Below are 13,335 nucleotides of genomic sequence, written 5' to 3' on the forward strand. Positions count from 1 at the left end.
CATTTGTATTATATTTGTGCCAGATTCAAATTCAATGAAAGCAAAAATAGTCATTTTTCTTTACTTTATTTTCTCTTTTCAACTCTATTCTCAAGAGGTTGCTGGAAAGGTTATCAATTCCGAATCTAAGGAAGTTATCACTTTCGCAAAAGTAGGTTTTCCCGATATAAACAACTATACCAGCACGGATGTAAATGGAGATTTTTCCTTCGATAACCTTCCAAAAACTGTTTTAAGAATTAAAGCAACTGCATTTGATTATAAAGTACTTGTTAAGGAAGTAGATATATCAAAAGGAGGACCATTAATTATAGAAATGACTCCTTTACACACCGTTTTTGAAGAAGTTAAAATTACAGCTTCGGAAGGTCGTATTGAAAGAGAGAACATCACTTCTGTAGAAGTGGCTACAAAAGATGAGTTGTTCCAAACAGGTGCTACCACTTTGGGAGAATCATTGTCATTAATTCCCGGAGTTCAATCGAGTTCTGTAGGAATGGGAATTAGCAAACCTATAATTCGAGGACTTTCAGGAATGCGCGTTGTGACCTATAACAACGGTTTACGAATAGAAAATCAGCAATGGGGAAGCGATCATGGAATGGCAGCATCCGAGTTAGGTTTAGGAAAAGTTGAAGTCGTTAAAGGACCTTCCTCCCTACTCTATGGAGCAGATGCTTTGGGTGGAGTAATTCATTTCATCGATGAGCCTTATTTGCAAAAAGGTAAAAGCGACGCATATTTTTCTACCAAGTTTGAATCTAATTCTATGGGAACAACAAACGAATTAGGGTTTAGAATTCATAAAGGTAAATGGCGCGCAAACATTCATGCAAACTATGAAAACCATGCCGATTTTCAACTACCAGGTGGGAATTTCATTAAAAACTCAAGATTCTGGGGAACTAATTTCAAAACAAGTTTAGGCTTCCGAAATAAAAATTATCAATTAAATATTCGTTATCAGCTTGGTTACAAAAGATTAGGTATTCCAGGACATTCTCACAACGAGAATCCACAAGCCATTGATTTTATTTCGAATGACAGAAAACGAGAAGGAACACTTCCTGCTCAATTTAATTTTAACAACTTCCTTTTAATTGAAAACACAATTTTCTTTAATCGCTCAAGTTTATTGATTCAATTAGGAAACACCAATAGTGATCTACAGGAATACGATGAAAAAGTAACATTGCCGTTTACACATTTAAATGTAAACAATACAACTTATAACATTCGTTACACTTATAAAGTGACAGAGAAAATTGGATTAAAAACAGGAGTTCAAGGAATGGCGAAAATCAACAAGAATCGTTTTCCAAGTTCAGCATTATTAATTCCAGACGCCAACACATTCGACAATGGAATTTACGCCCTAGCCGATTATGAAACAGGAAAATGGCGTTTCCAAGGAGGTTTAAGATATGATATTCGTTCACTTTCTGTGCTGAGTTCACAAGATTTAGATTCTACTTTGACCACAAATATCAACACAAGTGCAACAAATAAAACCTTCCAAGGTATAAATTACTCTGCAGGATTTGTAAGAAATACTAAGCTTACTTCAATCAGATTTAATGCATCGAGTGGATACCGAGCTCCTCATGTTGCAGAATTAAAAGTTGATGGATTCCATCATGGTTCTTTACGCTATGAACGAGGTGATGAAAATTTAAAATCGGAACATGCCATCCAACTTGACGCTGCTTTGGAATTGCATTTTGAACATATTGAAATTATTATAAATCCATATTATAATCGCATTTCAAATTTTATATTCTTGAATCAAACAGAAGATTTTGCAGGTAGTTTTCCAATTTTTGAATATGGACAAACCGACCTTGCCCATTTGTATGGTGGAGAAGTTGGAATTCATTATCACCCACACAAAATTCACCGTTTACATATAAATAGTAATTTCTCGGCCACGATCGCAGAAACACAAGATGGCTCTCCAATTAGCTTAATACCTCAACCCAATTTAAACACTTCCATTCGAATTGATATTAACAACAAGCATAAAATTAGAATTAAAAATATTATTCTAGAACACGCTTACTATCTTCCTCAAAATAGAGTTGGGCTAAATGAAACTACTTCTGTAGATTATCACTTATTGAATTTAGCAGCTCATCTATCAATAGGACAACAAGAAAGTTTAGATATTTCAATTGGAGTTCGAAATTTATTAAACACCAATTATAGAGGGCATTTATCCTCATTAAAAAACCTTGGTCTTTCACAACCAGGAATTAATGCTTTTGTAGCATTAAAATATAAAATCCAGTAACCAAACAATAATAAATAAATATGAAAAAGAGACTATTTTTAAGCGCATTAGTGGCAGTAGGACTATCCTTCACATCATGTAAAAAATGTTCAGAGTGTCATTATGATGGACCAAATGGTGAAATCGAATTAGGTGAATACTGTGGTGATGATTTAGAAGAGCTAGAAGGTTCTGGAACAGAAATTAATGGTGTGAAATACGAAGTTCATTGCCACGAACACTAGGTTATAGATGGAAAAAGAGAATGGAGAATGAGTGAAAATTAGCGAAATATTAATAATTTTCTTCTAAATTTCATTCATTCTCTTATTCAACTCATCTTTTAGGCAACCCTATTTAGAAAATGCAAAATTAACAATTGTTAATTGTTAATTCTCAATTCTCATTTATCCCTATCTTTGCAATTAAAAAACAATTTAAAATGCAATTTGGATTTCATAAAGTTATTGCTACAAAACTTATTCTTCTGGTATTTTTGATCAGTTCTTTTAGCTTCAATAGTAACACTGTCAATGCACAATACAATTTATTCTCAAGTTTTTCAGAAGTTCAATTACGTATAGACACTAATATCTATAAATTCACTTTGGATAGAATTTTTGTGCAAAACGAATGGCAAATTCCTTTTGAATATCAAGAAGTGGATCCAATTGTAGAATTTCGAATATTTCCAAAAAACAAAGATATTATTCCAAATTCTTGGATATTAAAACCAGCCAGTGAATATAAAATTGTAGACTCTCTAACTTTGCGAGTAGATGGATATCTTCATTTCAAAGTCCAATTCAACGACCTTTCTCAAACTGATTTTTTAAATATTGTACTGGAAGAAGAAGGCAAAACAATAGCACTTCCAATATTTCCATACTCCAACACTTTTGCTACAATTTACCCTGGAGAAGGAGATTTGTATATTGGAGATGAAAAGACTTTTGAACTGGTGACCAATCGTCCTGAAAACATTGTAATTGATCCTATTTGGAAACAAAATGAGAATTACGAATATCGTATTCATCGCGAAAAAGATAAAATTTGGTTTACGATAATCCCTTTAGAAACTGGAAATATTGATGTTGATTTCTTGATTCAATTGTACAGGCCTAACATGAAAAACAATAGACCGCAATACTTTTTGGACAGACAGTCATTCACTTTTAATGTAAAAGGTTCTCGTTTAAAGTTCCTAACATTTGAAAATCGTGAAGTTATTTGGGAAACCCAAAACCCTAAAGGAGTTGAACTTCAGATTGACAACCACAGACTTCTGGCGATTAACAAAACATATAGGTTAGAAGCAACTGATGAAAGTGGAGGCCCACTTATAGCTGAAATGTACACTGTAAGAAGATTGAGTAATGACAAAATTCTTGTGATGTTCAGGCCATACAATTATCATAAAATTTCGTCGGGCTATTTATTCATAAAAGATGGAGACGCTCCAAAATTCATCACCAATATCAACATCCTTCCCGAGCCTAAAATCAGTGAAATAAGTATTCTACGTCAAGGAGGAAGTTGGGTAAAATCTAAACAAGTTTATCCCGGTGAAACAGTTGAAATTCGATTAGAAGGAGAAGGAATGAGTCGAACGGACATTAAATTTGAAGATTTAATTGATGTATCCAACGACAGTTTAATTAGAAATGAATCTGTAGCCAGTTACTTATTGAAAGTTCCAATCGACATTCGAAAAAAGAGTGTCAATATCTACTTTGGAGATACAAAAACGGGAGTAATGCTAGATATAATTGAATACCAACGACCTAAAGAGTTGGATTTTGTTATTGTCGAATATGGTGGAACGCCCATAGTAGCAAACACCGCCTCACAACCAATTCTTCACGAAAAAACGATTGGTGATGTTAATATCCAATTTGACAATTTATATATTGATGATGCTTTTAGGCTTTATGGTAAACAATATTTGGAAATAGAAATCCGGATTACAGACAATAACAACAAGCTTATTGAGAAACAAACTATCGACGATATTGAGATTTGCCCTGGATCTAATTCACCAAGAAGTTTTGCATATACAAGTGCAAATGGCTGCATGAACGAGCCTATATCTATTAACGATTATATTTCTAACAAAACCCACAGTATGGGTGATTGGTCTAAAATCGAATTAATCATAAAACATCGAAAAAATTTATACGGCGGTCAAGGTTATACAAGTCGTGTGGAAATTATTAAAGCTAAATACATTGCTTTTGATGTGGACCTTTCTATTCCAGCGGGTTTAATTATTAAAACTGTAGGCGAGCCAGGATTCCCTGGATTAAGTGGTATTTCACATTCTATGTTGGCTCAATTTTCTTTCTATAAAAGAGATGAAATTCAAAAGATTCGTCCTTTTAAAATTGGTGCTGGTTTCTTGGCAAAAAACGCATTTAACTTTAACTCCGATGCTGAAGATAGAGATTTAGGAATTGTAGTATTAGGTTCAGTTTATCCTACAGGAAAAAAACGAAGATTCTCATTCCCTCTCTATGCTGGAATGGGCTATTTTTTAAATAATGAGAAGTTCTTTTTCTTAATTGGACCTGGAGTTAGGATTAATTTTTAGCATGGAACCTCAAACTCGTGATAGCACTCTAAAACTTGCAGTGCGAGAATAACTGAATAAAGGAGGCTTAAAGCTGATAGCTGTTTTTAATAATTGAAATTAACCTCATTTAAATATCCAATAACTCTAGAATTTCGAATGAGCCATTTTTAATACTGAAATTTTCATTTTTGCGATTTCTTATGTAGAGCGAAATTTCATTTGCATTGGCATCAAGTTGCTCAATTGCATAATTAAAATTCACAGGAAATGATTTTCGTGTCCCTTTATTCCATCTTAAGTTATGAAATCTATAATCCAAAGAATTGGAGGAATTGTCAATTATATTAAAATTAAAAGATGCAAATTCCCTATAAGTATTGTCAGCTTCCATATCAGCATGAAAATGAAATTGCAACTTTCGATTTCTTAATGAATCAGGAATAATGCTTTTGAAAATCAAAATGTAATTTTCTTTAGAATTTCTAACATTTACCGATTTTTGGAAAATTAGTTTCTTTAAATAAAGTGATTTTCTTTTGTAGGCAACATGTGTAGCCAATGGATTATGGGCGATAACATTATAATCATCTAAGAATTCTTGATCACTAAACAAAGTGGATTTAGTAAAAACTATTTCTGAGGTGCGATTAAAATCTCTTTGAGAAATCATGAAATTATCTGACTCTAACCCCCTAGAAAGATAGGCCCAAGTCAATTGCTGAATGGGATAAATAGAAATGGTAGTATATGGATCTAATTCTTTAACAACTTGATTAAAAAAAGATTTTGAAATTCTATCGTCTGGCGAGAAAACAGAAGTTGATAAATTTATTCGAGGAATCATTGTGATTGGAAAGAACAACATTACAACCATAAGCCAACTAATTTTTTTGATCTGATTTAAGACAAATCCCATCATCAAAAGAAATAGAATTACGAGGTGCATACCCACTCTATCCTCTGGATAATTCACTCCTAACACCTTAGCCATCAAAAGAATTGCTATACAGTTTCCAAAAAGAAACCAAGCCAAAACAGTAGAAGATTCACTAAAAAAATTGAAAGCACCCAATTTGATCCACCGTTTAATAAAATAAAAAATCAACAGTGCTATAATAATTAACGATCCATATTTCAACCAAACTAAATCATGGAAAATGGTGTATTTGGCCAATGTTTTACCTGTAACTTCCCAGAAACCATCTAAACTTCCATAATACAAGGCTCCATTTGCCCTAAGAATATGTGCATAATAGAGATTAGGCAAATTTAAAACACCAAGCAGAGCGTAATTCAGAAATAAAAGAAAATGCTGTTTTCTACTAAATGCCTCCTTATACATCCATTGAATAAGTACAAACAACAAAGCCATCAAAATCAAAGTCAGAATAAAATTCAAATTCGCATAAACAGCAATACAGAGCAATAGAGAACTGATATAGGCTGACTTAATACTTTTAGATTCGATGAAATTTCGGATATAATGCAAGGAGAAAACAAATAGTCCAATTGATATTCCATACCCCCTTGTGTAGGCAAAATATTCTAAAATAAAAGGAATGCAAGTAGTACCTAGAAGAATAAACGACTTATATAATGAAGAGCCTATAGGTTTAATAAAACGATAAATACCCCAAAAATAAAAAGCAAAAGCAAAGACGTTTGGTAACCTTAAGAAAAAAAAGTGTTCCCCGAAAATTAGATATATTAAATGACAAATAGCACTATTCAACAAGTGATTATTTGCGTCCAACATCATATTTTCTCCCCAAATAGAGCCAGACTCAATATAATGAAAGAATGTTGCTGCTTCATCATGTAAAGGCTCCAAAAAATAAGCCCGCAGAAGAAGGTATAAAATCAAAAGTCCAAAAATTACCCAAGTGAATAAAGGATAAAATTTGGACATTTTGCGTTCCAAGAAAGTCATTAAACCTTCTTCCTAACCGTTAACTGTTCAATTCTTTTCTCGAATTTATCTCCTTGGAAAATGCGTTGAACAAAGATTCCTGGAGTGTGAATTTCATTTGGATCCAACTCTCCAGCTTCAACTAATTCTTCTACCTCTGCGATAGTTATTTTCCCAGCCATTGCCATCACTGGATTGAAGTTTCTTGCTGTTCCTTTATAAATCAAGTTACCCTCTGTATCCCCTTTCCATGCTTTAACAATTGCATAATCTGCAGTAAGGGCAGTTTCCAAAATATGTGGTTTTCCGTTAAAATCACGTACTTCCTTTCCTTCAGCAACTTCAGTTCCAAAACCTGCTGGTGTAAAAAATGCTGGAATTCCAGCTCCACCAGCGCGACAACGTTCTGCTAAAGAACCTTGAGGAATTAAATCAACCTCCAGTTCACCAGAAAGCATTTGACGTTCGAATTCGTCATTTTCTCCAACATAAGAAGAAATCATCTTCTTAATTTGTTTTTTTTGAAGCAATAAACCTAATCCAAAATCATCAACTCCTGCGTTATTAGAAATACAAGTCAAATCTTTAACTCCAGACTTTACAAGTTCAGCAATCGAATTTTCGGGAATTCCACACAATCCAAATCCTCCTAACATTAAAGTCATTCCTGATTCTATACCTTCACAGGCTTTCTCAACATTATCTACTGTTTTTCTCATACTACTTTTCTTTAAAAATTTATGAAGTCGGGTGTATCATCGGTACCTGTACCAGATTTACTTTTCGAATTATACATCGAATTTGCATAACCATAAGGTACTTCAAACTCACCTTGCGAGATATGAATTTTAGGATCCTTATAAACTTCCTGCATCATATAACCATAAATTGGCAAAGCCAATCTTGCACCTTGTCCCCATGTCATAGAACGGAAACGAACTGCCATATCCTCAGCTCCAACCCATACTCCTGTTACTAAATCGGGTGTTAATGCCATAAACCAACCATCAGAGTTGTTTTGAGTAGTTCCCGTTTTACCTGCAGTTGGTTGTGTAATACCACCCCAGTCACCTCTCCAAGTTCCTCTCAAACTGGCACCTGTTCCTTGAGTAACTACTTTCTGCATCATACTTAAAGTTGCATAAGCTAATTCCTCAGACATTGCCTCTCTAGAAACAGGTTGATGTTCAAAAATCACATTTCCATTCCTGTCTTCTATCCTAATAATTGAAGTTGGTTCAGTAAAAATACCACCGTTAACAAAAGCAGATTGCGCACCTACAATCTCTAATAAAGACAAGTCCATTACCCCAAGGCACATTGCTGGAACCACGTCTTCCTCTCTTAAATTGATATTCAAATTACTCAATAATTTTGCCACTGCACGCGGACCTGCTACTCCTCCCATTTTCGACATCACAGCAACTGTTATGTTGTTCATAGAATTTGCCAATCCTTTTTCAAAAGGAATAGGCTCTCCATGCATTTTACTACCTGAGTTTTTAGGACACCATTGCTTCATGTCTTCTGGTCTAGATCCTGTTTGCACATCCACACAATAAGAAATATTAGGTGTTGTTTCAGCGGGTGTGATTACACCAAATTGCATACCGGCAGAATAAATAAAAGGTTTGATTGTCGAACCAACCTGACGTTTTCCTTGTGCAACATGGTCATATGAAAAATGGTTAATATCCGGACCTCCAACCCAGGCTTTAATAAACCCAGTTTGTGGTTCGATAGAAACTAAACCTGCTCTCATTATATTTTTATAATAACGAATTGAATCATTTGGTGTCATTACCGTATCAATATCTCCATTCCAAGAAAAGACTTTCATTGAAACTGGTTTATCAAAACTTGCAACCGCTTCTTTAACTGAAGCACCATTTTTTCTCATGCTTCTAAAACGAATTGAGCGCTTTCTTGCACTATTCATCAAGGACGCTATGCTTTCATCTTTGATATTGTATGCAAATGGATACTTATCTGTTCTGTGGTTATTTTTCGTAAATGGTTCTTGGATATTTTTCTTCAAATGCTTCACCAAAGCATTTTCAGCATGCTTTTGGATATCAACATTTATTGTGGTGTAAATTTTTAAACCATCATTATAAATACTGTACCCTTCACCATTTGTCTTAGTGTATCTTAACTTACCATTGTCTAGTTTTTCGCTTAAAATATCAGCAATTTTTCCACGTAGAGACTCTCTAAAGTAAGGAGCTAAACCTTCCTTATGATCAACTGACTGATAATTCGTAACTATTGGTAAAGCTTTCAAACTATCATACTGTTCTTTAGTGATTGTACTCGTTAAAGAAACATTTTCTTTTTTCGAATTTTCGTACCATTTGAAAAGTACAGTATTTCTTCTATTAATTGCGCGCAAAGAATCACTAGCTCTTTCTTCGGCCATTGCTTCCTCAGTAACTTGATCTTTCGAAATGTTATTCCTTGCTGAAAGTCGGTCTGAATAATCTTTAACCGTAAAACTGTACGGATTGTAAAGTCCTGGATTTTTACACATCCCTACCAGTATAGCAGCTTCTTCTCTTGACAAATCCGAAGCGCTTTTATTGAAATAAACTCTTGCAGCGCTTGATATACCGACAGCATTTTGCAAAAAATCAAATTGATTTAAATACATTGTTAAGATTTCATTCTTGGTATATCTTTTTTCAAGACGAAGCGCAATAACGTTTTCTTTTACTTTCTCGTAAAGTCTACGTTCAATACCATTCATATTGGCAATACGTTTTTCTTCATCAGATGGTCCATCGCCATCAGCTCTTGAAGCTCTTCTTTCGTCTCGTTCTTTTAAGGTAAAGATTAGTTTGGCTAATTGTTGAGTAATAGTTGATGCACCACCAGCTTCACCCATGTTTGCTAAAGCACGACCAACAGCCTTTGCGTCAATACCTGAATGATCTTCAAATCGTTCATCCTCTGTTGAAATTAATGCAGAAATTACGTAAGGTGAAATTTCATTATAAGGCACACTTGTTCTGTTGATTGTCCAATATTTCCCCAATTCCGTCATTCCATCATCAGCGAAAATTGTTGTCGCCAATAATTCTTCTTGGTTTTCAAGCATAGAAACAGAAGGCAAAGACTCGCTGTCTGTCTGAACATAACGTAAATAAAGAATAAATAAGAATGGAACCAGACCAACAATCCACAATAAAATGATAAAAATTCTGGCTACCGGTTTCTTAAAGTGAGTATCCTCCTTTTTTGCTTTTGCTACTTTTTTTGACATTAGAAATCTTTATGAAAGGTAAATTTAATCATAATTGCGACAATGGATTAGAGTTAAAGATAGAATTATAATTTTTTATGTAAAGAAAAAGGCATTCCTATATTGCGAACTCATTAACACTGATGTGTTACGATTGTCGATTTAGCGGCCTCATCACATGAAGAAAAACATTTAAATTTTCAACCCTATGATTTTAACCAAAAAAATCGCCTCATTTTCACGAGACGAATTCTTAAATAGTTTAGAAGTTACTTTTTCTTCTTTTTATTATCTTTTATAAAATGCTCAATGGCCATTGACATAGAAGGTAATTGCGGTTGTGGTGCGTTAATATCTAACCTTAAGTTATTATCCACTACTGCTTTAGCCGTTGTTGGTCCAAATGCAGCAATCAATGTATTATTTTGCTTAAAATCAGGGAAATTCTTCAACAAAGATTCTATTCCTGAAGGAGAGAAAAATACTAAAACATCATATTGTACACTTTCTAAGTCAGACAAATCTGAAGCTACAGTACGGTATAAAACAACTTTAGAGTAATTGATTTTATCTTTATCTAAAGCCATCGGTATACTGTCCCTCAAAATATCTGAACATGGCAACAAATATTTTTCCTTTTTATGTTTTTTTATTGAATCCATTAAGTCTTCAATAGTTTGCTTCCCATGAAAAATCTTTCTTTTTCTATAGGTAACATACTTCTGTAAATAATATGCAACAGCTTCTGATATACAAAAATATTTCATTGAAGCAGGAACCTCAAATCGGCACTCCTCAGCCATACGAAAATAATGATCAACTGCTGTTTTTGAAGTCAAAATTACAGCGGAATGATCAGAAAAGTTCACTTTTTGATTCCTAAACTCAGCTTTATCAACTCCTTCTACATGAATAAAAGGTCTGAAATCAACTTGAAGTTTATGAGACTCAGCAAGAGAGAGATACGGATTTTTGTTGGTTTCCGGTTCTGGTTGCGATACTAAAATGGTTCGAATACTCAAAATTTAGCAGTACTTTAGTTCTTAAATACAATACGAATTATCCAATGAAATCAAGCCTTAGAAGCATATATCCTACTACTATAGGCCAGATTTCCAAGCCGCAAAGGTACAAAATTATATAGTACCACAATACTTTATTTCGAATAGCCAAAAACATTCCTCTTAATAATCTTATAAAATATATCAATAAAAATGCTGAAAAGAGAGTGATGACCATGTATTCAGACAAATGAGGATTCAATAACCAAATCAATAAAATCGGTATTAAAATAATTCCTAGAATGTGTGTCGAGAAATTCAACAATAAAATATTCTCACGCACTTTTTTGAATTCTCCACTCAGGCCAATAACTAATAATAAACTTAACATTTGAAAAAGATAGATTGCCGCTGGTAAAACAACCATCCAATAGTCAGATTTTTCATAATAGACCAGCAGCATATAAATCGCTATCCCACCTACAACAAAATAGTTAAGCAGCATCAAAAAATTAATTATACTGTTAAAACTCAAACTTTCTTTGGCCTCAGGAAGTGATGACGGGGGTTTAACAAAAGTGGTTTTAATGTTAGAAAAAACCAATTCCTTTTGAGATTTCAATACTGATAGCAAGACAATGGTCATGAGCAATACATAAACTATCCAGTTTGGAAACAATTCTTCTCGCAATGTCAGCTCCATTTCTTCCATTAAAACTACTATATCTGATTTTTAAAATTTAACTGAATTGATATACTTTATGCTCACAAAAATACAAATATACAAGATGATAGCTTTCTGTTCACTTTATTCATTGAAAAAACAAGAAAATTTAGCTAAATTTACGTCGAATTAAAAAGCAAAAAATGAAGTCAGATTTATATACGCACCCCGATTATTATGGAATGGATGATTTATTATCCGATGAACAAAAATTAATTCGTGACACTGCCAGAGACTGGGTTAAGAAAGAAATGTCTCCAATTATTGATGAACATTACGAGAATGCTACTTTCCCAATGCATATTTTAAGTGGATTAGGAGAAATCGGAGCATTTGGACCATACATACCAGAAGAATACGGAGGGCCAGGATTAGACCAAATTTCATACGGTTTAATCATGCAAGAGTTAGAGCGTTGTGACAGTGGATTAAGATCTACAGCATCTGTTCAAAGTTCTTTGGTTATGTACCCAATCTGGAAATACGGATCAGAAGAACACAAACAGAAATTTCTACCTAAGTTAGCTTCTGGAGAAATGATGGGTTGTTTTGGTTTAACTGAACCAGACCATGGGTCAGATCCCGGAGGAATGACAACCAACTTCAAGGACATGGGAGACCACTACTTGCTAAATGGAGCAAAGATGTGGATTTCAAATGCACCTTTCGCTGATGTTGCTGTTGTTTGGGCAAAAGACGAATCTGGAAGAATTCACGGGCTTCTTGTAGAAAGAGGAATGGAAGGATTTTCTACACCAGAAATGCATGGAAAACTATCATTAAGAGCTTCTTCAACGGGAGAATTAATTTTCGATAATGTGAAGGTTCCCAAGGACAACTTACTTCCAGGAAGAAGTGGACTTGGAGCTCCGTTATCATGTTTAGATTCTGCTCGATTTGGAATAGCTTGGGGTGCTTTAGGTGCTGCAATGGATTGTTATGATCAAGCTTTGCGTTACTCAAAAGAAAGAACTCAATTTAATGTTCCAATCGGTGCTTTCCAATTGATGCAAAAGAAATTGGCTGAAATGATTACAGAAATCACCAAAGCCCAATTGTTAACTTTCCGTTTGGGTCAGCTAAGAAATGAAGGAAAAGCAACTTCTGCACAAATTTCAATGGCTAAACGTAACAATGTTGAAATCGCATTGAACATCGCAAGAGAAGCAAGACAAATGCACGGTGGAATGGGAATTACTTCTGAATACTCAATGATGCGTCACATGGCCAATCTTGAATCAGTGGTAACCTATGAAGGAACCCATGATATTCACTTGTTGATTACAGGAATGGATGTTACTGGAATTCCAGCGTTTACTCGCGAGATGCCAAACAAAAAATAATACTTTGATAGAAAACGATAAAATCTTCGTTATGCTTGTTTAAAATTATAGTCATTTATGAAAATAAACTCCTGACAATTTTAAACTTCACAAGCCTTGCTTTTAACGATTTCTCATCAAAGTTTCAGATAATATTTAAACCCAAGGAGTGGAACAATTGTTTCACTCTTTTTTTTTGGTATACATTGAGTGAAAAAGACCTTTTTTTACTTCATATTTACAGCAGGTGAAAGTCCCAACTAAATTTAAAAAACAAATTTTTCATTTATTATTGCA

At 34.0% G+C, this 13,335-nt stretch carries 9 protein-coding genes; 4 read left to right on the forward strand and 5 right to left on the reverse strand.

Annotation, left to right across the window (positions count from 1 at the left end):
* Positions 1-34 precede the first annotated feature (34 nt).
* The 3 genes from C6368_RS01200 to C6368_RS01205 all read left to right on the forward strand — a co-directional run bounded on the left by C6368_RS01200 (position 35) and on the right by C6368_RS01205 (position 4,859).
* Positions 35-2,290 (forward strand): TonB-dependent receptor, encoded by a 2,256-nt coding sequence (locus tag C6368_RS01200; RefSeq protein ID WP_159038353.1) that lies wholly within the window; start codon positions 35-37, stop codon positions 2,288-2,290.
* Between the two features lie 20 nt (positions 2,291-2,310).
* Complete coding sequence (locus C6368_RS17180) at positions 2,311-2,514, forward strand: hypothetical protein (RefSeq protein WP_159038354.1); 204 nt, start codon at positions 2,311-2,313, stop codon at positions 2,512-2,514.
* Positions 2,515-2,711: 197 nt separating this feature from the next.
* The gene (locus C6368_RS01205; protein WP_107037343.1) at positions 2,712-4,859 is read left to right on the forward strand and encodes a hypothetical protein; all 2,148 of its coding nucleotides are present in this window, start codon (positions 2,712-2,714) and stop codon (positions 4,857-4,859) included.
* Between the two features lie 109 nt (positions 4,860-4,968).
* On the opposite strand, the gene C6368_RS01210 is transcribed toward C6368_RS01205, so the two are convergent.
* From C6368_RS01210 to C6368_RS01230, 5 genes are all read right to left on the reverse strand, one after another.
* Complete coding sequence (locus C6368_RS01210) at positions 4,969-6,750, reverse strand: hypothetical protein (RefSeq protein WP_159038355.1); 1,782 nt, start codon at positions 6,748-6,750, stop codon at positions 4,969-4,971.
* Positions 6,751-6,770: 20 nt separating this feature from the next.
* The gene (locus tag C6368_RS01215; protein WP_107037345.1) at positions 6,771-7,469 is read right to left on the reverse strand and encodes a CoA transferase subunit A; all 699 of its coding nucleotides are present in this window, start codon (positions 7,467-7,469) and stop codon (positions 6,771-6,773) included.
* A gap of 11 nt (positions 7,470-7,480) precedes the next feature.
* Complete coding sequence (locus tag C6368_RS01220) at positions 7,481-10,012, reverse strand: transglycosylase domain-containing protein (protein ID WP_107037346.1); 2,532 nt, start codon at positions 10,010-10,012, stop codon at positions 7,481-7,483.
* 248 nt (positions 10,013-10,260) lie between these two features.
* Positions 10,261-11,013 carry a uroporphyrinogen-III synthase gene (locus C6368_RS01225; RefSeq protein WP_107037347.1) on the reverse strand — a complete coding sequence of 251 codons (753 nt, stop codon included), beginning with the start codon at positions 11,011-11,013 and terminating at the stop codon, positions 10,261-10,263.
* A gap of 37 nt (positions 11,014-11,050) precedes the next feature.
* The gene (locus C6368_RS01230; protein ID WP_159038356.1) at positions 11,051-11,695 is read right to left on the reverse strand and encodes a DUF4271 domain-containing protein; all 645 of its coding nucleotides are present in this window, start codon (positions 11,693-11,695) and stop codon (positions 11,051-11,053) included.
* Between the two features lie 164 nt (positions 11,696-11,859).
* Here C6368_RS01230 and C6368_RS01235 point away from each other — a divergent pair, with 164 nt between their 5' ends.
* On the forward strand, positions 11,860-13,059 hold the full coding sequence (locus C6368_RS01235; RefSeq protein ID WP_107037349.1) for an acyl-CoA dehydrogenase family protein: 1,200 nt from the start codon (positions 11,860-11,862) through the stop codon (positions 13,057-13,059).
* Positions 13,060-13,335: the final 276 nt, after the last annotated feature.

The sequence above is a fragment of the Brumimicrobium mesophilum genome, from assembly GCF_003025005.1.
Taxonomy (GTDB): Bacteria; Bacteroidota; Bacteroidia; order Flavobacteriales_D; family Crocinitomicaceae; genus Brumimicrobium; species Brumimicrobium mesophilum.